Source organism: Pleomorphomonas sp. NRK KF1 (genome assembly GCF_023721755.1).
Classification (GTDB): domain Bacteria; phylum Pseudomonadota; class Alphaproteobacteria; order Rhizobiales; family Pleomorphomonadaceae; genus Pleomorphomonas.
In genome coordinates, this window is sequence record NZ_JAMDLH010000001.1 from 583,820 (window position 1) to 610,226 (window position 26,407).

The following is a 26,407-nucleotide window of genomic DNA, read 5'->3' on the forward strand; positions in this document are numbered from 1 at the left end:
TTGACCGGTCAGATGATCGGCGTATACATGAATCTCAATGTGAATAGAAGATGAATTCCATTGGCAACAGTACATAATTTTATGGAATTTTTCGATATTTAATGACGCTTTTTGTCAGACAAATTCGACTGGTAGCGTTTCCATATACATAAACACATTTCCAGAAGCACATCGGATACATATAGCAAATCGTTGACCAATCTCCACTTCTCAACCTAGCTTATCCCCGACGTTGATCTTTACCACCAGGTCGATTGACGGGGAATGTGAGCTATGTTCGTCATCATTGATGACCGGAAGATCGTTACTTCCGGTTACACGTCAGGATTTGAACGAGAAGGGGTTTCCTCGATCGGATTTCGATCGCCGGAGTTCCGAGACTGGATGGGGGCCGCGCCTGACAGCGACCTGTTAACCATCGAGGGCTTTTTGCTGGGCAGTTGCGAAGATCGTCAGTCGGTGCCGAAAATCATCCGTGAGAGATGCGGTGCTCCTCTGATCGCCTTCAGCGACGTTCCCAGCCTCGAGCAGACGTTGAATCTGTTCGCCGTCGGCGTCGATGACGTCGTCCGGCAGCCGGTCCACGTCCGCGAAATCATCGCCCGGGCCGGCGCCATCCAGCGCCGGGCCGGCGGCCAGACCGACGATTGCCGGATCATCGGGTCGATGCGCGTCTTCTTCGACGGACGCGACCCGGAAGTGAACGGCGAACCCTTCGTTCTGCCGCGCCGCGAGCGCCGAATTCTCGAGTACTTGGTGCGAAACCAAAACAAACGCGTCACCAAGGAAAAGATCTTCGGCTTCGTTTACGGCTTCTGCAACGAAGAGGTCGAAGAGAGCGTGATCGAGAGCCATATCAGCAAGCTTCGCAAGAAGCTGCGAGCGCGTCTCGGTTTCGATCCCATCGATTCCAAGCGTTACGTCGGCTACATGCTGGTAAACGGCTAACCAATCCCGGCGACGGTCTGCACACGGACCGCCGCCGGTCTCCCTATGGAACCTCGTGCCGCGGCAACACTGTCCGACTGACCTTCGCGATGGCCACTGGTTCAGGTGCCCAGCGTCATGACTCGTCGTTCGTCGGAGCTGCGGAACGTTTCCGCGAACATCTCTCTGCGATTATGAAACATGGCAGAATAATCGCTGGAGTTGCATGCGTTTGGCTGTAATTGTGTCTGAGTCACTCGCTTAGTGAGTGAACTATCCGTGGGATCGTTTGCCCACGACACCACACAGTGACGAGAAGCCTGATGTATCGAGCGCAGTATCTAGCCGTTGTCGCGATGCTTGCCATGTCGAGTGTCTCGCATGCCGCCTCCTCTTCGTGTCCTTCCAGATACTCCGACGAGCAGACCAACCTGATCAAGCATCTAGCGGCGGTCGGGGCGGCGGGGGAGTTTTGCCCGAACCTCGAGAGGAACCTGGAGCCGTTTCTTGGCTACCTTGCTCTTGCGTGGAACGGGTTCAGGGCAAGCGAAATGGAGTGCGACCTGTGGGCCAAAGTTTACGACGACGCCGAGAAACAGGCAGGCCTTCAAATCGCAGCTAACGGGTTGAAGCCATTCTGCGAGACGTCCATACGCCTATACGGTCCGAAGGGATCTTTGGTGCAAGGCGGCCTTACGTTCGACGCCGGCGCTCCTTGAGCACCGGAGCCGTCTAGGTGTCAAGACGTTCGACAGCCGCGCGCGCCTCGGCTTCCCGAGCCGGCAACAGGCCGGCCATTCGCTCGCGATAGGCGGCAAGGATCGCGACCGGCGCACGATCCGGGTGACCGGCATCGAACGGTGGCGCCGGTGCGTACTCAAGTCCAAGCTGCACCATCTGGGCCACGTCCGCGCCCGCGACCTCGGCCAGCACCACAAGCGCGAAGTCGATGCCGGCCGTCACGCCCCCGCCGGTGATCAGGTTGCCGTCGCGAACAACGCGCGCCTCATCGGGCACGGCGCCGTATAGAGGCAGCAAGTGCCGCCATGCCCAGTGACAGGCCGCGCGTCGACCTCTCAGAAGGCCCGCCGCGCCGAGGATCAGAGATCCGGTGCACACGGACGTGACGTAACGAGCGCTCAACGCCAAGCCTCTGATCTCTCCGACAAAGGCGTCGTCTAGCGCGACGGTCGTGGCGTTGGCGCCTCCGGGTACACAGATCAGATCGCAGGCCGAGATGTCCCCAAGTCGCCGGGTCGCGGCGAAGGTCAGTCCTTCGCTTGGCACGTCTCCGCCGGCGGCACTGGCGACGATCACCTCGCTGCGTGGCAGACGCGAGAGAAACTGGTGCGGTCCGGTAAAATCGAGATGTGTCATGCCGGGATAGATGGCGAAGACGATCCGGAACGGCGATGTGGTCACGGGTAACTCCCCCTCTTTTCGACTTGCTCCATCATGCCCAAGCGAGCAACTTGCCGAAATGACAAGGATCCCTCATTTTCAGTCATGACAAAGAACATCGGCATCTTTCTCTACAAGGACTTCCAGCTTCTCGATGCGTCGGGACCAATCACTGCGTTCGAGATCGCCGCGCGAGTGAAGCCCGATGCCTATCGCCTGGCACTCCTGTCGATAAAGGGTGGACTGGTGGAGAGTTCGTCCGGCGCTGCGATGGACAGCCTGCCGGTGTCCGATGCCCCGCCGTTGGATACGTTGGTCATTTCCGGTGGCAACGGCAGCCGCGACGTCATGCGTTACCCCGAGACGATCGCTTTCTTGCGCGCTTGCGCTGCCAATGTCCGTCGGATGTGCAGTGTCTGCTCCGGCGCCTTTCCGTTGGCCGCGGCAGGATTGCTCGACGGAAAGCGCGTGACGACCCACTGGCGAAGGGCCGAACAACTCCAGCAACTCTTTCCATCGGTTCGCGTCGAGGTCGACCGCATTCACATCCGCGCCGACAACATGTGGACATCGGCCGGGATCAGCGCCGGCATCGACCTCGCCCTTGCATTGATCGCCGATGATTTGGGTGAAGAAGTCGCCCGGCGGGTGGCACAGGAAATGGTCGTCTACTATCGCCGTCCGGGTGGGCAGTCGCAGTTCTCCGCGCTTGCCGACCTGGGTGGCGGCGACACTCGCTTCTCTCCCCTGCTTGAGTGGATGCGAGCCAATCTTGCCGAGAGGTTGACGGTGGAACAGCTCGCCGAGCGCATGGCGATGAGCCCGCGCAACTTCTCACGCGCCTTCCTGAAAGTGATCGGGATCAGCCCGGCCAAGGCGGTCGAACGTCTCAGGGTGGAAGCGGCGCGAGAGCGGATCGAAAGCTCGCGCGAGCCAATCGAACAGATCGCGACGGCCGTGGGGTTTCACGATCCGGAGCGGATGCGACGGGCGTTTCTGAGGCGTTTCGGTCAGCCACCCCAGGCGATCAGGCGATCTCAGGGTTAGCCGACTTCCATATCCGTCAGGTGCTCTCGGTGCGTCTTGCCGGCGAACTCACGTCGACGCGACCTTGCACCGGTCACACACAACGCATGTCGCAATCGTTCAAGACGCAAAGCGCCTCCGAGTGCAGATAGTTCTCCGAGACCCACTTTCGGAGAGCCCACATGATCCTGCGATACACGATCCTCTATGTTACCGACGTTGCCTCCTCGCTCGACTTCTACGAACGCGCTTTCGCCCTGACGCGAACCTTCCTTCACGAGTCGGGCGATTACGGCGAGCTTTCTACCGGAGAGACAAGGCTCGCGTTCTCCTCGGTTGCTCTGATGACCCAACTCGGCAAGACACCCGGCAAGCCGAACCCGAAGGCGCCTGTGTTCGAGATCGCCTTCGAAACCGACGACGTGAAGGCTGCTTTCGACCGAGCCGTCGCCGCGGGAGCGAAACCGATACAGGAGGTTCGTGACGAACCCTGGGGCCAGACGACATCCTATGTCGCCGATCCCAATGGCTATCTCGTGGAGATCTGCTCTCCGGTCCAGTTGCCGAGCGCCGGCTGACCCAAGATCTTCAACAGCGATGCGTTCCCGCGCAGTTGCGCGGGCGTCAGCCCGAACCATCGCGTGAAGTCACGGGTCATGTGCGCCTGATCGCTGAAACCGCACTCGTCGGCCACTTCGGCAAGCGGCGCGGCGTCGCTTAGCAATCTCGCCGCCTGACGGGCTCGCGCCAGCAACCGCCAAAAGTCGGGTGGCGGCAGATTTCGAGACAGAAAGTGCCTCTGCATGGTCCGGATAGAAACGCCAAGGCTCCGGGCCACTGCCGCCACCGTTGCCCCGGGCATTGTTAGGGCCGCAATGGCCTCGTCCAGATCGTTCCAATCGCCACATTCACCGCCGAGAATCGTCTCGGCCAGGTCGGGGTTGGCAGCGATCGCCTCGACGACGGGTCGTGAGACGTCCGCGCCGGGCCTCAGACGATAGCCGGAGATGTCGGTTCCCGGGCGCAACGCGGCGGGTCGAGGATGAAAATCGAACTCTGTAAGAGTGACTTCACAGGTTCCGTCGGGCTCGCGAACGACCAGCAGGTCACGGCAGCCATCCGGGAACACAATGTGGCGCTCTGCCTTGAGCACCCGATGCTGCCACCTGTGAAATCCGCGACATGCACTCATCTAAAAAGTCTTGCAGATCTCGGCAGCTGAAATGAAATGGCGGACGGAGTGAGATTCGAACTCACGGAGGGCTTGCACCCTCGGCGGTTTTCAAGACCGCTGCCTTAAACCACTCGGCCATCCGTCCATGCCGGCGCGCGACCATGTCGACTTTTCGTCGCCTTGGCAAGGGATTCGCTCACTCGCGCGAGCGAAGGAGCCTCGCCTTTTCGCGATTCCAGTCGCGTTCCTTGGTCGCCTGCCGCTTGTCATGCAGCTTCTTGCCCTCGGCCACCGAGATCTCGCACTTGGCCATGCCGCGCTCGTTGAAATAGAGGCGAAGCGGCACGATGGTCATGCCCTGACGCTGGATCGAGGTGATCAGCCGGTCGATCTGGCGCCGATGAAGCAACAGCTTCCTGGGCCGCCGCAGCTCGTGATTGAAGCGGTTGCCCTGTAGATACTCGGGGATATGGGCGTTGTAGAGGTAGACCTCGCTGCCCGCGACGCCGACATAGGCTTCGCCGAGATTGATGCGCCCGGCACGCAGGCTTTTCACCTCCGTGCCGAGCAGCATGATTCCCGCTTCCAGCTTCTCGCCGAGCGCGTAGTGATAGCGCGCCGCCCTGTTATCGGCGACGACCTTCCGGTTTGGATCGGCCTTTTTCTTCTTCTGCGCCATCACTCGATGCCCATCAGCTCAAGAGGCCGGCGTGCTCAAGCGCCTTGCGCAGCGCCGTTTCCGTCGACGACGCCACTGGTACCAACGGCAGACGCAGCTCGTTCTCCATCTTGCCGATCAGTGACAAGGCGTATTTGGCGCCCTGCGGATTCGGTTCGATGAACAGCGCGTGGTGCAGCGGAAACAGCTTGTCCTGGATCGACAGCGCCTTGGCGTAGTCGCCCGCGAGACAGGCGTTCTGGAACTCCGCGCAGAGACGCGGCGCGATATTGGCCGTCACCGAAATGCAGCCATGACCGCCGTGAGCCATGAACGCCAGAGCGGTGCCATCCTCGCCGGACAACTGGATGAAACCTGGCCCCATCGCCTGCCGCTGGGCGGATACGCGCTCGACTTTCGCCGTGGCATCCTTGACGCCGACGATGTTCCTGAGCTCGTTGAGCCGGGCCATCGTCTCCACGGACATGTCGATCACCGACCGACCGGGGATGTTGTAGATGAAGATCGGCAGGCCGACGGCGTCGTTGATCGCCTTGAAGTGCCGGTAAAGGCCCTCCTGGTTCGGCTTGTTGTAGTAGGGCGTGACGACGAGAAGCGCGTTCGCCCCCGCCTTCTCGGCGAACTGGGCGAGGTCGATCGCCTCCGCCGTATTGTTCGAGCCGGCGCCGGCGATCACCGGCACGCGGCCGGCTGTCACCTTGACGCAGGTTTCGACCACCCGTTTGTGCTCGTCATGGCTGAGTGTCGGGCTTTCGCCCGTGGTCCCCACCGGAACCAGGCCATGACTGCCTTCCGTGACCTGCCAGTCGACGAAAGCCTCGAAGGCCTTCCAGTCGATGGCGCCGTCGCGAAAAGGCGTGACGAGCGCGGTGATCGATCCCTTGAACATGATCCCTCTTCATGATGGACTGGGCAGGGTGCGAAGGTGCCCCCCGGTCCGCAGCCGGCGGACAATAAGGCGAGGTTGGGCGAAGAACAACTGCCCCGCCAGCCTTTGTGAAAATTTGCCACAAAGCCGTGTCACAAAATCGGCTTCACCCCACCCCCGTCGGCAGCGTCAAGGTTTCCTCAACAAAGTGGCGACATCTTGAAGTTAATTTTCACTTGATGAGGGTTGCCATGTTCAAGACGCCTTCGCTCGTTGCCGCTCTGCTGATCGCCCTGCCGGCCATGCTGTCGGAGCCGTCATCGGCCCTTGCCGCCGGTCCTTCCGCCGACATTACGGGCGCTCTGCCGAACCTGTCGCAAACCAATATCGATGGTCTGCGTTCGGCCCTGGACGCACTCGACTCCAAGAACCTGGCCGGGGCCCTCTCGATCGCCGCCAACCTGTCCGAGATCGATCGCGACATCGTCACGTGGATGGCCATCCGACGGGGCGTCGAGGGCCTCACGCCCGGCACGATCACCGATTTCGCCCGCCGCCGGCCCGATTGGCCCTCCGTGGAGCTGATGCGCCGCCGTGCCGAGCAGGCGCTGTCGGACATGAACCTTTCCCCGGCCGACGAGATTGCCGCCTATGCGGGCTCGGCGCCGATTTCGGACAAGGGAACCAAATCGCTCGCCCGAGCCCTGATCGCCGCGGGGCGCAACTCCGATGCCTCCGCCCTGCTCGGCGCCTGGTGGGCGCGGGAACGGCTGTCGCCGGCCGAAGACAAGGCGACGATTGCCGAGTTCGGCGGGGTGCTGACGCGCGCCCAGCACAAGGCGCGCTACGACATGCTGATGTATGCCGACCGCGTCACGCAGGCTGCTGCGCTCGCCCCCTATCTGCCGAACGGCTACGCCGCTCTCGCCGCCGCCAGGACTGCCGTTCTGCGCGGTAGCTCCGACGCCGGCCGCAAGCTCGACGCGGTGCCGAAGGCCGCCCGCAAGGACCCGCTCTACGCCTTCACGCTGGCCGAATGGCACCGCCGCGCCGACCGGCCGGAGCAGGCGGCGAAGGTCATCCTGTCCGTCGACGCCAAGGCGACTGCGCTCCACGGTGATGACTGGTGGGTGGAAAGGCGCATCGTCTCCCGCGATCTCATGGAGAAGAACAACCATCGCCTTGCCTACAAGGTCGTCGCCAATCACGCGGGCGGCGGCGAAACGACCCTTCAGGAAGCCTATTTTCACGCTGGCTGGTATGCCCTGCGCTTCCTGAAGGATCCGCAGGCGGCGCTGAGGCACTTTGGCCAGTTGGAAAAGGTGTCGCAGAAGCCGATCTCCCGCGCCCGAGCCAACTACTGGATGGCCCGCGCCGAAGAGGCCGCCGGTCGCACCGAAAATGCGCGTACGCGTTATGGCCGCGCCGCATCTGACGAGTTCACCTTCTATGGCCAGCTGGCGCGCGTGAAGCTCGGCCTCCCAAGCCTTGGCTTGCCGCCGGCGCCAAAACCGACCGAAGCCGACCGCGCCGCCTTCGCACGAACCGATCTTGCCCGCGTTCTGGTGCAACTGCTCAGGACCGGGCGGGAGAGCGACGCCAATTTGCTCTATCTCGAGTTGGCGAAGACGCTGACCACGGGCGGCCAGGTGGCGCTGCTTGCCGGATTCGCCGAGAGCCAGGGAGATCATCGCCTTGCTCTTCAGATCGGCAAGCTCGCCGCCGACCGGGGGCTCGGGGCGGAACGCCTCGCCTTCCCGCTTGATGCCATCCCCGAGAGCGCCCGCCACCAGAAGCAGGTGGAGACGGCGATGGTCTACGGCATTGCCCGCCAGGAAAGCGCCTTCGACCCTCGTGCCCGCTCGAAAGCTGGCGCGCTCGGCCTTCTGCAGCTGATTCCGTCGACGGCGGCCAATACGGCGAAGGCGATTGGCGTCAAATACTCCAAGGATCGCCTCACCAGCGACGCCGGCTACAACGCCACGCTGGGGGCGGCCCATTTGCGCGAGCTTCTGGACGAGTTCGGCGGCTCCTACATCCTCACCTTCGCCGCCTACAACGCCGGCAAGAGCCGCGTCCGGGAGTGGGTGCAGCGCTTTGGCGACCCACGCAACCCCGGTGTCGACCCGGTCGACTGGATCGAAAGCATTCCCTATGGGGAGACGCGCAACTACGTGCAGCGTGTGCTGGAGAATATTCAGGTCTATCGTGAACGGCTCGACGGGGCCCGCCTGGCTATCGCCGACGACCTCCGGCGCGGCAGCTGAATCATCATCAAGGCCGTGGCAGCGGGAACAGCGGGCAACCGTTCCAAAGGCAAGCTCCAGACGTGCGCCACGGCACCATCCGGATTCGCCGGCAAAGTCTCGGCCAACGGGCCGGGGCGTGCCGATGCCGCCTGTCCACGGCCAACCCACAGATGGAAATTGACGAGATAATTCAGGAGGATTCCGCCAATTTTGCATGCTGAAGGCACCTCGTCGATAAAAAGTCGAAAAAGGCCGCTTGACTTCCCCGGAGGCATCCCCTAATTCACCGCTCACCAACACGGAACGCGGCGCTGCCGGCAAGACAGCGAGCGGTACGATACGGCCCAGCGGGGGTGTAGCTCAGTTGGTTAGAGTGCCGGCCTGTCACGCCGGAGGTCGCGGGTTCGAGCCCCGTCACTCCCGCCACTTTCTCCTGAAAGAAAAGTGAAATCATTGCCTAAGGCGGTGTTCTTCACGTATTGCTTCAGCGTTCGACCCGAAGCGTTCGGAACATCCTTCGTCCTTATGCGTTGAGCCTCCGTACTAACAAACGGAGGCTTTTGTCATGTCCGAGCGTTCCAATCTGATCCTGTCGGAAGCACTGTTGACGCTGGTGGATCAAGGCGAGTTGCAAGAAGGCTCCGACGCCTATCTCGCCGCCCAGAAGGTTGTCAGCAACGGCGAGGCGGCCTTGTCGGAAGAGGAAGAGCGCCTCTGGCGCGAAGAGGTCGCCCCGAAGCTTGGCGACGGATTCGCGTCCTGACGCTCAGCCGTCGCCATTCAGGATGGCATGCGTCGGCAACACGTCGACGCCGCCTGGCGCGATCAGGCCGCTCCAGACCCAGTTGTGATGTTCGATGACGGCGCGGGCCGGCAAGTGCGGCCGATCGGAGACCGTATGCGCGTCGGCGACGGGAATCACCGGCCGGCCGAGCGTAACCGCCCGCCGAACGGTGGCATCGACGCAGAAATCGGTTGCCCAACCGGTCACGAACAGACGCTCGGTGCCGAGGTTGTCGAGGATCTCCGAAAGCGGGCTGTCATGAAAAGGATCGTTGAACGTCTTGGCCACCACCAGATCATCGGGGGCTCGCCGCAGTTCCGGAAGGAACCGCCACCCGGAAGTGCCCGGCTCAAAGCTGTCGCCTTTCTCGCCGGCATGCTGGATGAACACCAGTCGGCCGCCCCGCTTGCGAATGGCGGCGCCGAGGGCATTGATGCGACCGACGACGCCGAGAAGATCGTATTTGGGCAATCCTTCCCTGAGGCCAACCTGCATATCGACGACGAGCATCACGTCCATGTCGGCCTCCTCGCCGCTTCATCCTCCAAAGACCGTCAGCCAAGCATGGCCGGACGGGCTTGACCATCCGGGCAAATCCCTGTGCCATGCAACAATTGCCGGCAGCGGCGGTCGACCTACTGCCGGAAGGCGATTTTGCTTGCCGCACAGGCGCCTTTCCTGTAATGAGCGCGCCATCGTTCAGGATGGACGATACCCGGCTGGGGGCTGAACGGAAGGTGGCCGCGCCGCAAGGCAAGGTCTCTGATCCTCAAACAAGGATCGTCTTCCCGTGTCTCCGCTCTCGATCTCGTATCTGTGGAGCCTTTCGGAGGGTTCGCAGAGGCTTGGCGCCGGGTGGTCAATGAACCGAGAAAGGCTGTACCGACATGGCGCTCTACGAGCACGTGTTCCTGGTCCGCCAGGACGTTTCCGCCCAGCAGGTGGAAGCGATCGCTGACCAGTACAAGGCCGTCATTGAAAGCAATGGCGGCGCGGTGAAGAAGGTGGAGAACTGGGGCCTGCGCGCCCTCGCCTACCGCGTCAAGAAGAACCGCAAGGCTCACTACGTCCTGTTCAATCTCGATGCGCCGCACGCGGCCGTCGCCGAGATGGAGCGCCAGGAGAGCCTCAGCGAAGACATCCTCCGCACGATGACCATTCGCGTCGACGAACTGGAAGAAGGCCCGTCGGCCATGCTCCAGAAGCGCGACCGTGACGAGCGCGATGGCGCTCCCGCCGGCCGTGGCGACCGTGGTGGCTTCCGCGGTGGCGATCGTGGCCCGCGCCGCGACCGTGCCCCCCGTCGTGAAACCGAAGCTGGGGATATGGAATAATCATGGAAATCACCTCCCTCCCGGCCGCCCGTCGTCCGTTCTTCCGTCGTCGGAAGACCTGTCCGTTCTCCGGCGCCAACGCCCCGAAGATCGACTACAAGGACGTGCGTCTGCTGCAGCGCTACATTTCCGAGCGCGGCAAGATCGTTCCCTCCCGCATCACCGCGGTGTCGGCCAAGAAGCAGCGCGAGCTCGCCCAGGCGATCAAGCGCGCCCGCATCCTCGGCCTGCTGCCGTTCATCATCAAGTGATGACGGGCGCCTGACGGCGCATTGAGACGATCCGGCGTCGCGGTCTGCTGCGGCGCCTTTCCTGCAAAGTTGGGATGCGGCCTTTCGGCTCGGCACCCCTAACCGCCCGGCGGCACCGGCCGTCGATCACAGCATCGATCGCTTCTTCGGCGATCGCGCGGGACAGCGAGACCAAAGTGAACGGACTTCTTCTCGGCATCGCAGCAGGTGCCGCCTCCGCTCTGCTTTTCGCGGCCGTCACAAGTGGCGGTGCCCTTGGCACGCCGCTGTTCTTCATGTCCGCGCTTCCCGTCGCCATCGTCACCATCGGCTGGGGCACACTGGCCGGCATTTTCGCCGTGCTCGCGGGGCTCGTAGGCCTCTGGGTCTTCGTGTCCTGGAAGGCGGCATTGCTGCATGCGCTGGTGATCGCCGGCCCCATGGCTTTCTATGGCTATCTCGTCGGCCTTGGCCGGCCGCTCGACCCCGAGGGCCGAAGCTTCGAGTGGTATCCGCTCGGCCGCATCTTCACGGCCATGGTACTGATCACCGCTGCGACCATCGTTGGCGTTGGCATGGTGATCGGTTTTGATATTCAGGCGACCGCCTCCGACGTTGCCGACATGCTGGTGGCCATGGGGCAGGCTTCGGGCGAGCCCGGCGCTCCGACCCGCGAAGATCTTTTGCCCGCACTGCTCGTCTACATGCGTCTGATGCCCTTTGCGCTTGGCATGTTCTGGCTTGTGCTCACGGCGTTCAATCTCTGGCTGGGCGGACGCGTGGTGCGGATGTCCGGTCGCCTCAAGCGCGGCGACGATTCCATCGCCGAAACGCTGTCGCTTCCGATGTGGATGGCGGGCCTGTTCGTGGGCGCGGCGCTGCTTGCCAGTGTCGACAGCCCGGTCGGCCTCGTGGCCGGCGTAGTTGCCGGATCTGCGGGCATGGGCTTTGCGATGGTGGGATTTGCCGTCCTCCACGTTTTCGTCCGCGGCAACCCGGCTGCCCCACTCATCCTGGGGGTCACCTACGGCGCCACGTTCGTCCTTTCAATTCCTCTTATTCCGCTGGCGATCGCCGGCATTCTCGACGGTCCGCTCGGCCTCAGGGCCAAGCGGCTCAACCAACGACCGGGCGCCTGACGGCCTCGATCCCCGAAACGGCGGCAACGCTACAACAGACAGAACGGAGTACAGAAAATGAAGGTCATCCTTCTCGAGCGCATCGGCAAGCACGGCACCCTCGGCGAAACGGTCAAGGTTCGCGACGGCTTCGCCCGCAACTTCCTGCTGCCGCAGGGCAAGGCGCTTCGCGCCACCAAGGAGAACCAGGCCCGCTTCGATCGCGAGCGCGCCGCCCTCGAAGCCCGTAACGCCGAGCGCAAGTCGTCGGCCGAGCAGATCAAGATCGGTCTCGACCAGCGCTCCTTCGTCGTCGTCCGTCAGGCTGCCGAGACCGGCCAGCTCTACGGTTCCGTCGCCGCCCGCGACATCGTCGACATCCTGGCCGCTGCCGGCGAGACCATCACCCGCTCGCAGGTGGACATCAACGCGCCGATCAAGAACCTCGGCGTCCACAACGTCGACATCGTGCTGCACGCCGACGTTCGCGCCACCATCACCCTCAACATCGCCCGCTCCGAGGATGAGGCCCAGCGTCAGGCCAAGGGTGAGGACGTCACCGCCGGCGCCCGCGAAGACACCTTCGTTCGTGAAGTCGGTTCGGTGCTCGACGACGAGGGAATGGACCGCGAGGAACTCTGAGCCGGCTTCGGTTCGAGATCATCGTGATAGATCGGCCCCGGGGTCTCCAACCCCGGGGTTTTTCGTGTCAAAACAAGGTACTGTCGATTCTGCCCCGGGAGACTCGATCGCAAGCGAGAGTCAATGCTCCTCGTTTCATGAATCAGACTCGTTTGTGAATATCGGGGTCAGTCGCCACTGCCGCCCCCTGTCAGCACTGCGGCTTGATACTGTCCTTTCCTCGTTTGCCCTCAGGAACCCGTCCGACCCATGTCCACCATCCGCCGCGTCGAAGATCAGGCTACTGCGCTCGCCCGGAGCGCGCCGCACAATGTCGAGGCGGAACGGCAGTTGCTGGGCGCCATGCTGATGAACAACGAGACGTTCTTCCGCGTCTCCGACTTCCTCGAACCGCCCCATTTCTTCATCGAACAGCATAAGGCGATCTACGAGAAGATCGGCCAGCTCATCCGCGGCGGCAAGGTGGCTTCGCCCATCACGCTGAAGACCTTCTATCCGGCCGATTACCAGATCGCCGAGATGCCGGTGACGCAGTATCTGCTGCGGCTCGCCTCAGAGGCGACCACCATCATCAACGCCGAGGACTACGGCCGCATCATCCACGACCTCGCCGTCCGTCGCGATCTGATCCGCATCGGCGAGGACATGGTCAACATCGCCTATGACGCGCCGATCGACATGCCGCCGCGCGCCCAGATCGAGGATGCGGAGCGCCGGCTGTTCGGCATCGCCGAGAGCGGTCGCTACGAGGGCGGCTTCCACACCTTCTCCGACGCGCTGCGCGAGGCCATCGACATGGCCGCCGCCGCCTACCAGCGCGACGGTCATCTCTCGGGCATCGCCACCGGCCTCGCCGATCTCGACCGAACGATGGGCGGCCTTCAAAGGTCCGACCTCATCATCCTTGCCGCCCGCCCCGCCATGGGCAAGACGTCGCTGGTCACCAACATCGCCTTCAACGTCGCCAACGCCTATGAGGCGGCCGAGCAGCCGGACGGTTCGCTCAAGACGGTGAACGGCGGCATCGTCGGCTTCTTCAGTCTGGAAATGTCGTCCGAACAGCTGGCGACGCGTATTCTCGCCGAGCAATCGGAAGTGTCCTCGTCGGACATTCGCCGTGGCAACATCGACGAGAACCAGTTCGCCAAACTGGCTGCCGTTGCCCAGCGCATGCAGACGCTGCCGCTCTACATTGACCACACCGGTGGCATCTCCATCGCCCAGTTGGCCGCTCGCGCCCGTCGCCTGAAGCGCCAGCGTGGGCTCGACGTCGTCATCGTCGACTACCTGCAGCTGCTTTCGGGTTCGGCACGATCCGCCCAAGGTGGTCGCGTGCAGGAAATCACCGAAATCACCACCGGCCTCAAGGCACTGGCCAAGGAACTGGCGGTTCCGATCATCGCCCTGTCGCAGCTGTCGCGTCAGGTCGAAAGCCGCGACGACAAGCGGCCGCAGCTCTCCGACCTGCGTGAATCCGGCTCGATCGAGCAGGACGCCGACGTGGTGATGTTCATCTACCGCGACGAGTACTACATGCAGTCGCGCATGCCGAAGGAAGGCACCGAGGATTTCTTCAAATGGCAGGCCGAGATGGACCGCGTCACCGGCAAGGCCGAAGTGATCATCGGCAAGCAACGCCACGGCCCCACCGGCACCGTGCAGCTCGCCTTCGACGCGTCCGTTACCCGCTTCTCGGATCTCGCCAAGGACGACTACCTGCCGGAACGCTTCGAGTGAGTTCCATACTGTGAGAAAGCAAGGCCCCGGCAGCTCAACGCTCCGGGGCCTTTTCGTTCAGCCCTTGCCGCTTACTTCGCGGCAAGGAACTCGCCGACCTCAAGCAGCACGAACTCGTTGTCGTCAGACCTGTCGAGCGCGCGGCCGGCAGAATACGGCAGGTTGTTGTCGTTGCCGACGACGATATGCGTCGCGTCGACCACGTCGACATTCTCGATGGTGACGAAGGGCATGGTGTAGATGTCGTTCTCCGTCCCTTGCTTGGCCTTGCCATCGGGATCGGCAACGTCGAGCAGGTCGATGTAGCCGATCTTGCGCACAGCCTTGCCGACATTGTCGTCACCGAAGGCGATCCTGTAGATGCGCTTGTGCTTGGAAGGCTTGTCGAAGCAGGTCGGCTCGGGTTTGGTCGGGTCGGCACAAGCCTTGTCGGCAAGGCCGGCGCCGCCATCGCGCTCGATCACCAGCGCCGTGGCCTCGTCGACCATGTTGAAGTCGCCGATATTGGTACCGGCGCCCGAGAACGGATAAAGCCAGGAACGGCCTGTCCACGCCTTGCTTGCAACGTCGAACTCGATGATGCGGATGGCGTTCGTGCCGTCTATCTGCTCGAACTTGCCGTCCCCCAGGTACAGCGGGCCCTCCATCAGCGCGTAGAGTTTGCTGCCATCCTTGGATTGCGCCAGCCCCTCGAAGCCGTTGGAGCGGCGGACGTTGAAGGCCGGCATCGGTTTGGTGGGATCAGACGGCAGCCCCATGGTCGGATTGTCCGGTGACAGCACCGGCTTGCCGTCGACAAGCGTCGGCACGACATCGGTCAGTCGGCCGTCAGTGGTGACGTGGAGGAGATAGGGACCGAACTCGTCGCCGATCCAGAACCCGTCATCCACCGGCTGGATCGACTCGATATCGAAGTCGGCTCCGGTCAGGTAGCGCTTGTCGGCGCCCTCCATGACGATCGGAAACGGCGCCAGCTTGTCCGGATCGCTGAGGAACACGGTGTCGAGGCGCTCGACCTTGCCACCTTGCCAGTCGAACTTGACGTGATGAAGCATCAGCATGGCGTCGCTGGAGTTGGCCTTGCTGCCAAAACCATTGTCGCTGAGGCTCCAGAACGTGCCGTCAGCCATGGTCTTGATGCCCGAGAAACCCTGTACCGGCTGGCCGTCGAACGGCAGGCCGAGGCCGGTCTTGCGGACGCCGTCAGCGCCCGGCACGGAGCCGAGCACGGTGGCGCGCTTGCGATCCGGCGTCGAGAACTTGCCGGCCTGTTTCAGAAACTCGGGCGCATCGGTCGGCGCGGCAATGATGGTATTGGCCGGCAATACGACCTGCGAAGCCAGAGTCGCCTTGAAGGCGACTTCGTCGGCGTTGGCAAAGGCAGCGGAAGCGACAATGGCGACGGACGCCAAAAGCAGGGTCTTCATCGGGCTCACCTGAAATGAAAGGAGAAAACCCGACTACGGTAGAAAGCGCCGATGTCAGCGCGTTTACAGCGCGATGACGGTTGGGTGATGAACGTGGCACCTGATAGGAAATCGCCCCGGCATGCAAGTTGCCGAGGCGAGTGTTTGGCGACTGCCGTCAATGCGGCAGCTCACAGGACGGATCAGTTCTTCTTGGTGTCTTCCAGGAAGAAGCGACCGAGCGGGTTCTGATCGAAGTTCTCGATATTCGACCGCGAGACATTGCGGTAGGGGCTATAGTAGAGGTCGATCCAGTTGACGTCGTCCTTGGCCTTCTTCTGGAGATCGATGTACATCTGCTCGCGCTTCTTGGGATCCATCTCGACGCGCGCGGCACCGACCAGATCCTTGACCGTCGGATTGTTGTAGCGGGTCATGTAGTTCATGTTGCTGTCGTGGCCGAGCACGAAGGTCGTCTTCTGGTCCGGGTCTAGCACGTCGTTGGTCCAGTACATGACCGATATGTCGTAGTCGCCGGCGATCAGCATGTCCCAGCTCTGGCTCGGATCGACCTTCTGCAGGTCCACCGTGATTCCGGCCTTGGCAAGCTGCTGCTGGAGAAGAATGGCGATCTGCTCGTCGACCTCGTCGCCGGCATTGACGATGTAGTTGAGCTTGAGGTCGGCTGCGCCGGCTTCGGCGAGCATGGCCTTGGCCTTCTCCGGATCATAGGGCCGCTGAAGGTTGTCGGCGTAGTGGTAGAGGGCGCCCTTCGGAACATAGGAATAGGCAACCTCGCCGAGACCGAAGGTCACGGCATCGACGATAGCCTTCTTGTCGATCGCCATGTCGAGCGCCTGGCGCACTTCCTTCTTGGCCAGCGCCCCATGCTCGTGGTTGATCAGCAGATGGTCCTCACGCGTCGACGTATCGAGATGGACCTTGAGGTTGGGATCCTTCTGGAGTTCGGCAATGCGGGAGAACGGCACGAAGATGGCCGTGTCGATCTCGCCGGCCTGCACCTTCAGCATGCGCGTGTTGTCGTCGGGAATGGAGATCCATTCGACACCGTCAAGGCTGACGTTGGCGGCGTCCCAATATTCGGGGTTCTTGACCAGGATCACGCGGTCGCCGCGCCGCCACTCCTTGACGGCGAAGGCGCCGGAGCCGATCGGCGTCTCGCCGAAGGCGTCCTCGCCCATGTCTTCGACGACCTTCTTGGGAAGCACCGAAACGTTGGGCAAGGCCAGCGAGGCCAGGAAAGGCGCCGACGGGCCGGTCAGCTTGATGACCAGCGTCTTCGGATCGGTGGCGGTCGCGGTGTCGACGATCTTGTAGCTGTCGGCCCAGAGCGAACCCGGATTGTCGCGGATGCGCAGGATCGAGAAGGCGGCATCCTCGGCGGTCACCGGATCGCCGTTGGAGAACTTGGCGTCGCGGAGCTTGAAGGTATAGGTGAGGCCGTCGTCCGACACGGTCCAGCTTTCGGCAAGGCCGGGGATCAGCTGGGTGCCGGTCTTGTCGACGCGCACCAGCACGTCGAACACGTTGGAGAACACCCAGTTGTCGACGTTCTGGGCGGTCTTGATCGGATCGAAGGTCGTGCCGTCCTCACGGCGACCGATGGTCAGCACACCGGCGGCCTCGGCGATCGAAGCCCCGAAAACGAGGGTGGCGAGAACGGTCGCCACGCTGAGTTTGGTCCACTTTGCGGTCATGTCGAGTTCCCTTCTGGTTATGATGCTTCGCCCGTGACGAGCCCGGACGTTTCGTCGTCAAACTCTTCCCCACCTTTCGGAGGCAGAAGCGGCTTGTCCGGATCGATATCCGGAATGGCGCCGATCAGCGCCCGCGTGTAGGCCTCACGCGGCGCGGCGAACACCTTGGCGGTCGCCCCCTCTTCCACGATCTCGCCGTGGTACATCACCACCACCCGCTCGCAGAGACTGCGGACGATGGCGAGGTCATGGGCGATGAACAGCAGCGTCAGGTTGAGCCGCTTCTTGAGATCGCGGAAGAGGTCGACGATCTGCGCCTGGATGGTGACATCGAGGGCGGCGACGCATTCGTCGGCGACAATCAGCTTGGGATTGACCGCCAGAGCTCGGGCGATTCCGGCCCGCTGGCACTGGCCGCCGCTCATGGACAGCGGTTTGCGGTCGGCGAACTCGCGTTCAAGGCCGACGAGATCGAGAAGCTCGCCGATGCGCTCGTGGATCCTCTCCTTCGGCACGCTCTCCTGCACGGCGAGCACTTCGGCCAGCATGGCGCCGATGGTGAGACGCGGATTGAGCGCGTTGTAGGGATCCTGGAACACCATCGCTGTCTCGTGACGGAGCTTCCTCAGCGCCTTGGTCCGCTCGGTAACGATGTCGGCGCCGTCGAAGGCAACATGTCCCTCGGAAATGGGCGCAAGGCCAAGCAGGGCCCGCGCCAGCGTCGACTTGCCGGAGCCGCTCTCGCCCACGATGCCGACCGTCTCACCGGGCATCACCTGCAAGCTGACCCCCTTCACGGCGGAGAACTCGCGCGGTCCGCCGCCGAACAGGGCTCGCCCGGTCACCGGAAAGCGAACGTGAAGGTCGTCGATCTCGATGAGCGGTCGCGCCTTCGTTGAAGTCTGGTCGTGCATGACGACGGGCGTCGTCTGTCGCGCTGGCATCGACGGATGAGAAGCGATCAGGTTCTGCGTGTAGGGGTGCTGTGGTTGACCGAGGACATCGCGCTTGTCACCGATCTCGAGAAGCCTGCCCTGACGAAGCACGGCGATGCGATCGCAGGTCTGTGCGACGATTCCGAGGTCGTGGGTGATCATGATCACCGACAGGCCTCGGCTTTCCCTGAGGTCCATCAAGAGCCTCAGGATCTGCGCCTGAATGGTAACGTCGAGCGCCGTCGTCGGCTCGTCGGCGATCAGTATGCGGGGATCGCAGGACAGCGCGACGCCGATCATCGCCCTCTGGCGCATGCCACCCGAGAACTCGTGCGGATAGCCGTTGTACTGCCGCGCCGGATGCGTGAAGCCGACCTGCGCCAGGATATCCAGCGCGACCGCCCTCGCCTCCTTGCCATCGACGCCGCGATGGACGCGGACGCCCTCGGCGATCTGGTCGCCGATGCGCATCAGCGGATCGAGATGGCTGGTCGGGTTCTGGAAGATCATGCCGATGTCGCGGCCACGCACCGAACGGATATCGGCCTCGGACACTTGCGTGAGGTCACGACCGTCGAGCATCACCGTGCCCGCGGTGATCTTCAACTTGGGCGACGGCATCAGCCGCACAAGAGAACGGCAGGTCAGGCTCTTGCCCGAGCCGCTTTCGCCGACGAGCCCCAGAATCTCGCCCTTGCCGAGATCGAACGACAGGTCGTCGATCAGCGTGCGCGGGCCATCGTCGCCCGAGAAAACGACGCTGAGGTCGTGGACGGAGAGCAGTGCCTCGCTCATTCGCGCACCCCCAGAAGATCGCCAAGGCCATCGCCGGTCAGCGAAAAGCCGAAGGCCAGGGTCACGATGGAGAGACCCGGGAACAGCGTGATCCACCAGGCTGTGGTGATGAAGCTCTGCCCTTCGGCCACCATCACGCCCCACTCGGCGATCGGCGGCTGCACGCCGAGGCCGAGATAGCTGATGGCCGCACCCGACAGCAGCACCAGCACGCAGTCGGACATCGAGAACACCACAGATCCTGCGATGGCGTTGGGCAAGAGGTGGCGGAACATGATGCGCGGCCCGGAAAAGCCGAGGCTGAGTGCCGCCGTCGCATAGTCCACGGTCTTCAGCACCAGCATCTGCGCCCGGATCAGTCGGGCGTAGGAAACCCAGCCGACGAGCGCCATGGCGATGTAGAAGCTCTGAAGTCCCGGCCCGAGAATGGCGATGATGGAGAGCATCAGCACCAGAAAGGGAAAGGCGAGAATGATGTCGATGAACCGCATGAAGGCGATATCGACCTTGCCGCCGAGATAGCCGGCGATCGTGCCGACCGTCGTGCCGATCAGAAAGGGAAAGAGCACGCCGATCACGGCGATCTGCAAGTCGACGCGCGCGCCCCAGATGACGCGCGAGAAAATGTCGCGGCCAAAGTTGTCGGTCCCGAACGGGTGTCCCCAGGAGGGCGGCTGAAGGCGAAGGTCGCCGTTCTGGAGGATCGGGTCAAACGGCGCGATCAGCGGTGCGAGCAACGCGATGACGACGAACAGGGAAAGAAGGATGAGGCCGGCGAGCAATGTCGGCCGCCGGCGAACCGCCTTCCAGGCAGGAACAAGCGCGGCGGTCATTGCTTCACCCTCGGATCGATGGCCACCGTGACGATGTCGGCGACGAAATTCACCAGCACGGTGGCGCAGGCAAACACCATGGCGACGCCCTGAACGACCATATAGTCCCGCGAGAAAATGGCGCGGACGAGCAACTGTCCCATGCCCGGCAAAGCGAAGACGCTTTCCACCACGACCGTACCGCCGATCAGCCACCCGATGTTGACCGCCAGCAGATTGACCGTCGGTACCAGCGAGTTGGGCATGACGTGCCGCCAGAAAACGATACTTTCCGGCATGCCGCGCGCCCGCGCCGCCGTGGCGATATCGCCCTTCAGTTCGGCGATCATCGCCGTCCGAAGCGAACGGATCAGCACCGTCGACAGCGACAGCGCGATGGTCAGCGACGGCAGGATCAGATGGTAGAGCTTGTCGGCAAGGCTCTCGCCATACCCGGACACGGGGAACAGGTCGAGCCGCACGGAAAAGAAGATGATCAGCATCAATGCCAGCCAGAACGGCGGAAAACCGATGCCGAAAGTCGAAATGAATCGCACCGCATGGTCGGCGGGACCGCCGTTGGAGCGGGCGGCCAGCGAGGCAAGCGGCACGGCTATCACGAGGGACAGCAGGACCGCCGAGAGCACCAAAGCCAGTGTAGGTTCGATGCGGGTGGTGATCAGCCTCAGAACGTCGATCTTGTAGAGGATCGACTTGCCCATCTCGCCGTGGGCGAGGTTCTGGAGAAAGTAGAAGTATTGCAGCCAGATCGGCTGGTCGAGCCCGTATTGGGCTCGGATGGCCGCGATAGCGGCCGGCGTCGACTTGGTTCCCAACAGCACGCGTGCCGGGTCGCCCGGAATGAGGCGAACGAGGACGAAAGTGATGATGCTGATGCCCAGCAGCACCGGCAGGAACTGCAGGGGACGGTAGAGGACGAACTTATACCGGTGCATCGTGGCTCCCGGGCTTGGAGACGATTGTCATGGATAGGGCGAGCGTCATCGCTGGCTGTGTTTCCCCAGGAAGGCAAGGAGCGCAGGGTAGTAATCCCCCGGGTTCTCGTAAAACGGCATGTGGCTCGCGTTGGCGAACACCTTGAGCTCGGCATCCGGCAAGTGCAGCTTGATGCGCAACGCGCAGGCCGGCGTGAGTTCATCGTGCTCGCCGCAGGTGATCAACGTGGGTACGGTGATCCTGTGGAGGTCCGGGACGCGGTTCCAATCCTTGAGGTTGCCGGTGTAGAGAAATTCGTTCGGCCCCTGCATGGTCCCGTAGGGGCCCATGTTCCAATCGGAAAGCGACCGATTGACCGGCGCCGGCCACTCCTTCAGGCGGCAGACGTGGCGATAGTTGAGCAACGTGATTGCCGCCACGTACTCGGGATGATCGATAGTGCCGGCAGCCTCATGCGCCTGCATCATTGCCACCGTTTCGGAGCCGAGCGCGCCGCGTAGGCGTTCGAGCTCCGAGACGAGATGCGGCATGTCGGCGACGGTATCCTCTAATATCAGCGTCTTGAGAGCATCCGGATAGGTCAGCGCATAATCGATGGCGAGCCATCCGCCCCAGGAATGTCCCAGGAAATGAACCCTGCCGAGGCCGAGCGCATTCCGTACCGTCTCGGTCTCCTCGACGTATCGACCGATCGTCCAAAGCGCGGGATCGGTAGGCCTGTCGGACGCCCCTGTGCCGAGTTGATCGAAGGCAATGACGCGATAGCCATGGTCGACCAGACAAGAGTGAGCCTCGCGCAGATAGTCGCAAGGCAGCCCCGGACCGCCGTTGGCGAGAAAGACCACGTCGTCGCCCGTGCCGAACTCGTAGGCAACGACGTCATGACCGTCGACCTTCACCACGTGCATGGCATCCGGGGCGATCTCCCGCCACATGATCGATCTCCTCAATCCGATTCAAAGCCCAGGATTTGAGCGTGATCAAATTTTGGATGAATTGACGCTCAACACCAGCTATTAGAAGTGATAGGGTCGGGCAGATGGAGGAGCCTGAACCCGCCATCCGGGAGGCTTTTCACTCCGGAGTAGCTATCGATGTCCGTCGACATTGCCGCCGTCAGGAAGCGGCTCGCCACCAAGGCAGACCTGGAAGGGTGCATCGACCAAGCCTTTGACATGGTGAAGGGCTTCGGCTTCGACGCGTTCATCTACGACTACACGCCGGTGCCCTACGATGTCGACGGCAGCATGAACATCCCCTCGCTTCTGAAGCTCAGGAACGTGCCCGAAGACATGCACGAGTACTGGTGCGGCCGAGGGTATTTCCGGTTCGATCCGGTGCAGCAGTTGGCGCTCCGGACGTCGACCCCCTTCTTCTGGAACTACGATCGCAATGCCGACACGGCGATCCGTCGCTATCTTTGCGAGGACAGTCGCCCGGTCGAAAGCTACCTCAGGGATCGAGGCCTGACATCCGGCGTCACGGTCCCGGTGCATCTGCCGGGCGGAGATTATGCGACCGTTACCGGCGTTCGCTTCGGCGCCGGAGCAGACTTCCAGCGTACGGCGGAAGGCGCCATCGCCGACTTCGGCCTGCTCGCCCACCTCTTCCACGAAACGGCCTATTCGGCCTTCGATGCTCCAGCTCGCGTCGGCGCCATGCCACGACTGACCGACCGCGAGCGCGAATGCTTGCGTCACTCCGCCGAAGGGCTATCGGCCAAGGAGATTTCGCGCATCATCGACCGTTCGGTGCCGACCGTCGTGATGCATCTCAACTCGGCGATCCGCAAGCTCAACGCCCGCAATCGCACCCAGGCCGTCGTGCGCGCCATCCACTACCGCCTGCTGGACGAACCTCGAACCTATAACTTCTGATAGCTGCTGCTCAGCTTTTCGCCGCGCTATGTTTTTGCCCAACGCATATGCAGCGGAGGGTGAGCGGTGGTTGAAGTCGTGGAAGGATTCGCGCCCTTTGGCGCTTACGAAACCTGGTACCGTGTCAGTGGCTCGCTGTCGTCTCCTCGTTTGCCCCTGATCATCGCCCATGGCGGCCCGGGATGCACGCACGACTACGTCGACAGCTTCAAGCGCATCGCCGACCTGGATGGCCGCGCCGTCATTCACTACGACCAGCTCGGCTCCGGCAACTCGACCCACCTGCCCGACAAGGGCAAGGACTTCTGGACGGTCCAGCTGTTCCTCGACCAGCTGGACGCCCTCCTTTCCCACCTCGGCATCGCCGACCGCTACGCCTATCTGGGCCAGTCCTGGGGCGGCATGCTCGGCGCCGAGCACGCCGTACGACGTCCAAAGGGCCTCAAGGCGCTGATCATCGCCAACTCGCCGGCCAACATGCACACCTGGGTCAGCGAGGCCAACCGCCTACGCGAGGAGCTGCCGCCGGACGTACAGGCGACGCTTCTGAAACACGAAGAAGCCGGCACCATAAGCCACCCGGACTACATCGCCGCCTCAAGGGTGTTCTACAGCCGTCACGTCTGCCGTCTCGATCCCTGGCCGAAGGAGGTGAGCCGCACCTTCGAGCTGATGGACCTCGACAACACCGTCTACATCAACATGAACGGCCCTACCGAGTTCCACGTCATCGGCACGATGAAGGACTGGACGATCGAGGATCGGCTGCCCGAGATCGACGTGCCCTCCCTGCTGATCTCGGGCAAGTATGACGAGGCCACGCCGGAGGTGGTTCGTCCTTATGTCGAGAAGGTCCCAGGTATCCGCTGGGTGCTGTTCGAGCACTCGAGCCACATGCCCCACGTCGAAGAAGAGGCGAAGTGCCTAGCGACCGTATCGGACTTCCTGAAAGCTGTGGAGGGCTGACGGTAACGCATTCGCCCTCCGCAAACGTGGGGCCAGCCACCCGGAGGGCTGTGCCGCCCTCGCCTACCGCATCGCCGCGGCGGAAGCGAGGGCGGCCCCCTATGAGGCGTCGACGTTCAGGCCGACAGACCGCCAGTCAGCAAAGGAGCGACCATGACCTGGAAAACCGCCCGCCGTTCCTTCTACTACGACGGCGCTCCCGAACCCGAGGATCCCTTACTCGTCGCCGGCAAGGTGGCGCTTCTCGTCATCGACGTTCAAAACGTCTACCTGGAGCGTTCAGACCCCACGACCCTGAGCGGAGATGATCTCGCCCGCTATCACGCCTGGGCGCCATTCCACGAACGCATGCACGGCACGGTGATCCCGGCGATCCGAAAACTGCTCGCCGCCTTTCGCAGCCGTGGGCTCGACGTGCTCTATGCCCGCATCGCTGCGTTGCGCCAGGATGGTCGCGACCGTTCATTGAGCCAGAAGAAGCCGGGCTGGAACAACCTCCTGCTGCCCAAGGACGAACTCGCGTCGCAGATCGTTCCGGCCATCGCACCGGAGGGCGATGAGATCGTCGTCACCAAGACGACAGACAGTGCCCTCACCGGCACCAATCTTCGCCTCGTGCTCGCAAACCTCGGCATCACCCATGTGGTCTGCTGCGGTATCTTCACCGACCAGTGCGTGGCTTCCACGGTGCGCAGCCTTGCCGACGAGAGCTTCGACGTCATCGTGGCCGAGGACGCCTGCGCGGCCGGCACCATGGACCTGCACGACAGGGAGCTTGAGATCATGAACATGATCTACTGCTCGGTCATGAGCACCGACGAAGCGATCGCTTATCTGCCAGCCTGACGGCGGCCGCCACTTTCGTTATCTCGTCATCCGACGGCCGCTGCCATCCTCGAAGAAATGAAGTCGGTCGGCAGCAACCGCCACCTTTATTTCGTCGGCGAGCGGCAGGTCCGGCGACAGCGCCATGGTGAGGTGGCGACCCTCGACCGACCCGTGAACCAGACGCAGGGCTCCCAGCTCCTCGATATAGCGAACGGCAAAGGGGACGCCCGTACCGGGCGCCGCCGGCTGGATGTCCTCGGCGCGAAGGCCGACGATCACCTGGCCATCCTTGACGCCGGAGACCCCGCTCGCCACCACCTGCCCGCCGATCGCTACCAAGCCATTCGTCACCTCGGCATCGGCGAGGTTCATGGCCGGCGAGCCGATGAAGCTCGCCACGAAGGTCGAGGCGGGATTGTGATAGACGTCGAGCGGCCGTCCAACCTGTTCGATGCGCCCCCCGTTCAAAACGACGATGCGGTCGGCCAGCGTCATCGCCTCAAGCTGGTCGTGCGTCACGTAGACGGACGTTACCCCCAGCCGCCTCTGCAACTGCCGAATCTCGCCACGCATGGACACGCGCAGCTTGGCATCGAGGTTGGAGAGCGGCTCGTCGAACAGGAAGGCGTCCGGTTTGCGCACGATGGCGCGGCCCATGGCGACGCGCTGCCGCTGACCACCGGAGAGCTGCTTCGGCTTGCGCTGGAGGAAGGGCTCGATCTCCAGCATGCGCGCCGCCTCGGCCACGCGGGCATCGATATCCGCCTTGGGCACGCCACGGTTTCTGAGGCCATAGGCGAGATTGTCGTAGACGCTCATGTGCGGATAGAGCGCGTAGTTCTGGAACACCATGGCGATGTTGCGCGCCGCCGGATCGACCTCGTTGACCACCCGGCTACCGATGGAGACGGTCCCCGAGGTGATCGTTTCCAGGCCGGCGATCATCCTGAGCAGCGTCGACTTGCCGCAACCGGACGGACCGACGAGAACGATGAACTCGCCATCGGCGATCGAAAGGTTGACATCCGAAACGGCCCGGACGCCACCGGCGTAAACCTTGCTCACACCGGTGATTTCAATGGCGGACATGCTCATTTCTCCGTTTCGATGAGGCCCTTGACGAACAGCCTTTGCATGCCGACCACCACGATCACGGGCGGCAGCATGGCCAGCACCACGGTGGTCATGACGACGTTCCATTGGGGAAGCGCATCGGCGACATCCGACATGCGCTTGATCCCCATGACGATGGTGTAGTGGCTGGATGTGGTGGTGATCATCATCGGCCAGAGGTACTGGTTCCAGCCGTAGATGAAGAGAATGACGAACAGCGCGGCGATGTTGGTGCGACTGAGCGGGAGAAGTATGTCTCGGAAGAACTTGAGCGGCCCCGCCCCGTCGATCCGCGCGGCCTCCATCAGCTCCTCCGGTACGGTCAAGAAGAATTGCCGGAATAGGAAAGTGGCCGTTGCCGAGGCGATCAGGGGGATCGTCAGGCCGGCGTAGCTGTCGAGCAGGCCGAGATCTGCCACCACCTTGAAGGTCGGCACGATACGCACCTCGACCGGCAGCATCAGCGTGACGAAGATCATCCAGAAGGCCACCGCGCGAAAGGGAAAGCGGAAGTAGACAATGGCGTAAGCCGACAGGATCGAGATGGCGATCTTGCCGAAGGCGATGGAGAGCGCCATGACCAGCGAGTTCCACAACATGCCGCCGAGAGGTGGAGCCCCCGAGCTGGAGAGGCCGTCAGTCAGCATCGAACTATAGTTGGCGATCGCGTCGCTGCCCGGCAACAGAGGGACAAGCCCCGACATGAAGTCGTTGGGACCATGCGTCGAGGCGATCACGGCGACATAAACGGGAAAGGCGACGATCAGGATGCCGGCGATCAGCACGGCATGGGCGAGCGCGTCGAGCCACGGATGGCGATCGATCATGGCC

The 26,407-nt window shown here is 62.8% G+C and carries 27 protein-coding genes and 2 tRNA genes; 15 read left to right on the forward strand and 14 right to left on the reverse strand.

Annotation, left to right across the window (positions count from 1 at the left end):
* The first annotated feature begins 384 nt into the window (after positions 1-384).
* Together M4J39_RS02660 and M4J39_RS02665 are read left to right on the forward strand one after the other, a co-directional pair.
* Entirely contained in the window at positions 385-948 is a 564-nt protein-coding gene (locus tag M4J39_RS02660) for a response regulator transcription factor (RefSeq protein ID WP_371875370.1), read from the forward strand.
* A gap of 302 nt (positions 949-1,250) precedes the next feature.
* Positions 1,251-1,646 (forward strand): hypothetical protein, encoded by a 396-nt coding sequence (locus tag M4J39_RS02665; RefSeq protein ID WP_251726250.1) that lies wholly within the window; start codon positions 1,251-1,253, stop codon positions 1,644-1,646.
* Positions 1,647-1,659: 13 nt separating this feature from the next.
* Here the strand turns inward: M4J39_RS02665 and M4J39_RS02670 are convergent, their stop codons facing one another.
* Positions 1,660-2,349, reverse strand: a complete 690-nt coding sequence (locus M4J39_RS02670; RefSeq protein WP_251726251.1) for a DJ-1/PfpI family protein — start codon at positions 2,347-2,349, stop codon at positions 1,660-1,662.
* Between the two features lie 84 nt (positions 2,350-2,433).
* On the opposite strand from M4J39_RS02670, the gene M4J39_RS02675 reads away from it, so the two are divergent.
* Both M4J39_RS02675 and M4J39_RS02680 read left to right on the forward strand, forming a co-directional pair.
* Positions 2,434-3,375: a GlxA family transcriptional regulator gene (locus tag M4J39_RS02675; protein ID WP_251726252.1), complete on the forward strand. Its 942-nt coding sequence runs from the start codon at positions 2,434-2,436 to the stop codon at positions 3,373-3,375.
* Between the two features lie 161 nt (positions 3,376-3,536).
* Positions 3,537-3,932 carry a VOC family protein gene (locus M4J39_RS02680; RefSeq protein WP_251726253.1) on the forward strand — a complete coding sequence of 132 codons (396 nt, stop codon included), beginning with the start codon at positions 3,537-3,539 and terminating at the stop codon, positions 3,930-3,932.
* On the opposite strand, the gene M4J39_RS02685 is transcribed toward M4J39_RS02680, so the two are convergent.
* From M4J39_RS02685 to dapA, 4 genes are all read right to left on the reverse strand, one after another.
* A complete protein-coding gene (locus tag M4J39_RS02685) occupies positions 3,884-4,507 on the reverse strand; it encodes a helix-turn-helix domain-containing protein (RefSeq protein WP_251726254.1) in 624 nt (207 codons plus the stop codon). The two genes, M4J39_RS02680 and M4J39_RS02685, sit on opposite strands and share 49 nt — an antisense overlap.
* Before the next feature lie 76 nt (positions 4,508-4,583).
* Positions 4,584-4,673: transfer RNA gene (locus tag M4J39_RS02690), tRNA-Ser, on the reverse strand.
* Between the two features lie 51 nt (positions 4,674-4,724).
* A complete protein-coding gene (gene smpB / locus M4J39_RS02695; RefSeq protein ID WP_251726255.1) occupies positions 4,725-5,207 on the reverse strand; it encodes an SsrA-binding protein SmpB in 483 nt (160 codons plus the stop codon).
* Positions 5,208-5,220: 13 nt separating this feature from the next.
* A complete protein-coding gene (gene dapA, locus M4J39_RS02700) occupies positions 5,221-6,096 on the reverse strand; it encodes a 4-hydroxy-tetrahydrodipicolinate synthase (RefSeq protein ID WP_251726256.1) in 876 nt (291 codons plus the stop codon).
* A 230-nt stretch (positions 6,097-6,326) separates the two neighbouring features.
* On the opposite strand from dapA, the gene M4J39_RS02705 reads away from it, so the two are divergent.
* From M4J39_RS02705 to M4J39_RS02715, 3 genes are all read left to right on the forward strand, one after another.
* Positions 6,327-8,342 (forward strand): lytic transglycosylase domain-containing protein, encoded by a 2,016-nt coding sequence (locus M4J39_RS02705; protein WP_251726257.1) that lies wholly within the window; start codon positions 6,327-6,329, stop codon positions 8,340-8,342.
* A 331-nt stretch (positions 8,343-8,673) separates the two neighbouring features.
* A tRNA-Asp gene (locus M4J39_RS02710) sits at positions 8,674-8,750 on the forward strand.
* A gap of 139 nt (positions 8,751-8,889) precedes the next feature.
* A complete protein-coding gene (locus M4J39_RS02715; RefSeq protein ID WP_251726258.1) occupies positions 8,890-9,087 on the forward strand; it encodes a hypothetical protein in 198 nt (65 codons plus the stop codon).
* Between the two features lie 3 nt (positions 9,088-9,090).
* On the opposite strand, the gene M4J39_RS02720 is transcribed toward M4J39_RS02715, so the two are convergent.
* Positions 9,091-9,627 (reverse strand): isochorismatase family protein, encoded by a 537-nt coding sequence (locus M4J39_RS02720; protein ID WP_251726259.1) that lies wholly within the window; start codon positions 9,625-9,627, stop codon positions 9,091-9,093.
* A 368-nt stretch (positions 9,628-9,995) separates the two neighbouring features.
* Here M4J39_RS02720 and rpsF point away from each other — a divergent pair, with 368 nt between their 5' ends.
* From rpsF to M4J39_RS02745, 5 genes are all read left to right on the forward strand, one after another.
* Positions 9,996-10,442, forward strand: coding sequence for a 30S ribosomal protein S6 (gene rpsF, locus M4J39_RS02725; RefSeq protein WP_101287919.1), 447 nt, complete (start codon positions 9,996-9,998; stop codon positions 10,440-10,442).
* 2 nt (positions 10,443-10,444) lie between these two features.
* Positions 10,445-10,693, forward strand: a complete 249-nt coding sequence (gene rpsR / locus M4J39_RS02730) for a 30S ribosomal protein S18 (RefSeq protein ID WP_084632951.1) — start codon at positions 10,445-10,447, stop codon at positions 10,691-10,693.
* A gap of 176 nt (positions 10,694-10,869) precedes the next feature.
* On the forward strand, positions 10,870-11,811 hold the full coding sequence (locus tag M4J39_RS02735; protein ID WP_251726260.1) for a hypothetical protein: 942 nt from the start codon (positions 10,870-10,872) through the stop codon (positions 11,809-11,811).
* Positions 11,812-11,868: 57 nt separating this feature from the next.
* Positions 11,869-12,432 (forward strand): 50S ribosomal protein L9, encoded by a 564-nt coding sequence (gene rplI / locus M4J39_RS02740; protein ID WP_251726261.1) that lies wholly within the window; start codon positions 11,869-11,871, stop codon positions 12,430-12,432.
* 249 nt (positions 12,433-12,681) lie between these two features.
* Positions 12,682-14,169 (forward strand): replicative DNA helicase, encoded by a 1,488-nt coding sequence (locus M4J39_RS02745; protein WP_251726262.1) that lies wholly within the window; start codon positions 12,682-12,684, stop codon positions 14,167-14,169.
* A 71-nt stretch (positions 14,170-14,240) separates the two neighbouring features.
* Here the strand turns inward: M4J39_RS02745 and M4J39_RS02750 are convergent, their stop codons facing one another.
* The 6 genes from M4J39_RS02750 to M4J39_RS02775 all read right to left on the reverse strand — a co-directional run bounded on the left by M4J39_RS02750 (position 14,241) and on the right by M4J39_RS02775 (position 21,727).
* Positions 14,241-15,596, reverse strand: a complete 1,356-nt coding sequence (locus tag M4J39_RS02750; protein ID WP_251726263.1) for an esterase-like activity of phytase family protein — start codon at positions 15,594-15,596, stop codon at positions 14,241-14,243.
* 182 nt (positions 15,597-15,778) lie between these two features.
* The gene (locus M4J39_RS02755) at positions 15,779-17,293 is read right to left on the reverse strand and encodes an ABC transporter substrate-binding protein (RefSeq protein WP_251726264.1); all 1,515 of its coding nucleotides are present in this window, start codon (positions 17,291-17,293) and stop codon (positions 15,779-15,781) included.
* Between the two features lie 17 nt (positions 17,294-17,310).
* Positions 17,311-19,023, reverse strand: coding sequence for an ABC transporter ATP-binding protein (locus M4J39_RS02760; protein ID WP_251726265.1), 1,713 nt, complete (start codon positions 19,021-19,023; stop codon positions 17,311-17,313).
* Positions 19,020-19,856, reverse strand: a complete 837-nt coding sequence (locus M4J39_RS02765) for an ABC transporter permease (protein WP_251726266.1) — start codon at positions 19,854-19,856, stop codon at positions 19,020-19,022. The genes M4J39_RS02760 and M4J39_RS02765 overlap by 4 nt, the downstream gene beginning before the upstream one ends.
* A complete protein-coding gene (locus tag M4J39_RS02770) occupies positions 19,853-20,791 on the reverse strand; it encodes an ABC transporter permease (protein ID WP_251726267.1) in 939 nt (312 codons plus the stop codon). Before M4J39_RS02770 ends, M4J39_RS02765 begins: the two co-directional genes overlap by 4 nt.
* 45 nt (positions 20,792-20,836) lie before the next feature.
* Positions 20,837-21,727 (reverse strand): proline iminopeptidase-family hydrolase, encoded by an 891-nt coding sequence (locus M4J39_RS02775; protein WP_251726268.1) that lies wholly within the window; start codon positions 21,725-21,727, stop codon positions 20,837-20,839.
* A 159-nt stretch (positions 21,728-21,886) separates the two neighbouring features.
* Here M4J39_RS02775 and M4J39_RS02780 point away from each other — a divergent pair, with 159 nt between their 5' ends.
* From M4J39_RS02780 to M4J39_RS02790, 3 genes are all read left to right on the forward strand, one after another.
* On the forward strand, positions 21,887-22,669 hold the full coding sequence (locus M4J39_RS02780) for a LuxR family transcriptional regulator (protein WP_251726269.1): 783 nt from the start codon (positions 21,887-21,889) through the stop codon (positions 22,667-22,669).
* Positions 22,670-22,735: 66 nt separating this feature from the next.
* The gene (locus tag M4J39_RS02785; RefSeq protein WP_251726270.1) at positions 22,736-23,635 is read left to right on the forward strand and encodes a proline iminopeptidase-family hydrolase; all 900 of its coding nucleotides are present in this window, start codon (positions 22,736-22,738) and stop codon (positions 23,633-23,635) included.
* 153 nt (positions 23,636-23,788) lie between these two features.
* Positions 23,789-24,481 (forward strand): cysteine hydrolase family protein, encoded by a 693-nt coding sequence (locus tag M4J39_RS02790; RefSeq protein ID WP_251726271.1) that lies wholly within the window; start codon positions 23,789-23,791, stop codon positions 24,479-24,481.
* 18 nt (positions 24,482-24,499) lie between these two features.
* Here the strand turns inward: M4J39_RS02790 and M4J39_RS02795 are convergent, their stop codons facing one another.
* Both M4J39_RS02795 and ugpE read right to left on the reverse strand, forming a co-directional pair.
* Entirely contained in the window at positions 24,500-25,552 is a 1,053-nt protein-coding gene (locus tag M4J39_RS02795; RefSeq protein ID WP_251726272.1) for an ABC transporter ATP-binding protein, read from the reverse strand.
* A 2-nt stretch (positions 25,553-25,554) separates the two neighbouring features.
* A complete protein-coding gene (ugpE, locus tag M4J39_RS02800) occupies positions 25,555-26,403 on the reverse strand; it encodes a sn-glycerol-3-phosphate ABC transporter permease UgpE (protein WP_251726273.1) in 849 nt (282 codons plus the stop codon).
* Between the last annotated feature and the right edge of the window lie 4 nt (positions 26,404-26,407).

Coding starts and splice junctions, on each gene's coding strand:
- M4J39_RS02660 (WP_371875370.1), top strand. CDS start 385: ATGGGGGCCGCGCCTGACAGCGACCTGTTAACCATCGAGGGCTTTTTG.
- M4J39_RS02665 (WP_251726250.1), top strand. CDS start 1,251: ATGTATCGAGCGCAGTATCTAGCCGTTGTCGCGATGCTTGCCATGTCG.
- M4J39_RS02675 (WP_251726252.1), top strand. CDS start 2,434: ATGACAAAGAACATCGGCATCTTTCTCTACAAGGACTTCCAGCTTCTC.
- M4J39_RS02680 (WP_251726253.1), top strand. CDS start 3,537: ATGATCCTGCGATACACGATCCTCTATGTTACCGACGTTGCCTCCTCG.
- smpB (WP_251726255.1), bottom strand. CDS start 5,207: ATGGCGCAGAAGAAGAAAAAGGCCGATCCAAACCGGAAGGTCGTCGCC.
- dapA (WP_251726256.1), bottom strand. CDS start 6,096: ATGTTCAAGGGATCGATCACCGCGCTCGTCACGCCTTTTCGCGACGGC.
- M4J39_RS02705 (WP_251726257.1), top strand. CDS start 6,327: ATGTTCAAGACGCCTTCGCTCGTTGCCGCTCTGCTGATCGCCCTGCCG.
- M4J39_RS02715 (WP_251726258.1), top strand. CDS start 8,890: ATGTCCGAGCGTTCCAATCTGATCCTGTCGGAAGCACTGTTGACGCTG.
- M4J39_RS02720 (WP_251726259.1), bottom strand. CDS start 9,627: ATGGACGTGATGCTCGTCGTCGATATGCAGGTTGGCCTCAGGGAAGGA.
- rpsF (WP_101287919.1), top strand. CDS start 9,996: ATGGCGCTCTACGAGCACGTGTTCCTGGTCCGCCAGGACGTTTCCGCC.
- rpsR (WP_084632951.1), top strand. CDS start 10,445: ATGGAAATCACCTCCCTCCCGGCCGCCCGTCGTCCGTTCTTCCGTCGT.
- rplI (WP_251726261.1), top strand. CDS start 11,869: ATGAAGGTCATCCTTCTCGAGCGCATCGGCAAGCACGGCACCCTCGGC.
- M4J39_RS02745 (WP_251726262.1), top strand. CDS start 12,682: ATGTCCACCATCCGCCGCGTCGAAGATCAGGCTACTGCGCTCGCCCGG.
- M4J39_RS02750 (WP_251726263.1), bottom strand. CDS start 15,596: ATGAAGACCCTGCTTTTGGCGTCCGTCGCCATTGTCGCTTCCGCTGCC.
- M4J39_RS02755 (WP_251726264.1), bottom strand. CDS start 17,293: ATGACCGCAAAGTGGACCAAACTCAGCGTGGCGACCGTTCTCGCCACC.
- M4J39_RS02760 (WP_251726265.1), bottom strand. CDS start 19,023: ATGAGCGAGGCACTGCTCTCCGTCCACGACCTCAGCGTCGTTTTCTCG.
- M4J39_RS02765 (WP_251726266.1), bottom strand. CDS start 19,856: ATGACCGCCGCGCTTGTTCCTGCCTGGAAGGCGGTTCGCCGGCGGCCG.
- M4J39_RS02770 (WP_251726267.1), bottom strand. CDS start 20,791: ATGCACCGGTATAAGTTCGTCCTCTACCGTCCCCTGCAGTTCCTGCCG.
- M4J39_RS02775 (WP_251726268.1), bottom strand. CDS start 21,727: ATGTGGCGGGAGATCGCCCCGGATGCCATGCACGTGGTGAAGGTCGAC.
- M4J39_RS02780 (WP_251726269.1), top strand. CDS start 21,887: ATGTCCGTCGACATTGCCGCCGTCAGGAAGCGGCTCGCCACCAAGGCA.
- M4J39_RS02790 (WP_251726271.1), top strand. CDS start 23,789: ATGACCTGGAAAACCGCCCGCCGTTCCTTCTACTACGACGGCGCTCCC.
- M4J39_RS02795 (WP_251726272.1), bottom strand. CDS start 25,552: ATGTCCGCCATTGAAATCACCGGTGTGAGCAAGGTTTACGCCGGTGGC.
- ugpE (WP_251726273.1), bottom strand. CDS start 26,403: ATGATCGATCGCCATCCGTGGCTCGACGCGCTCGCCCATGCCGTGCTG.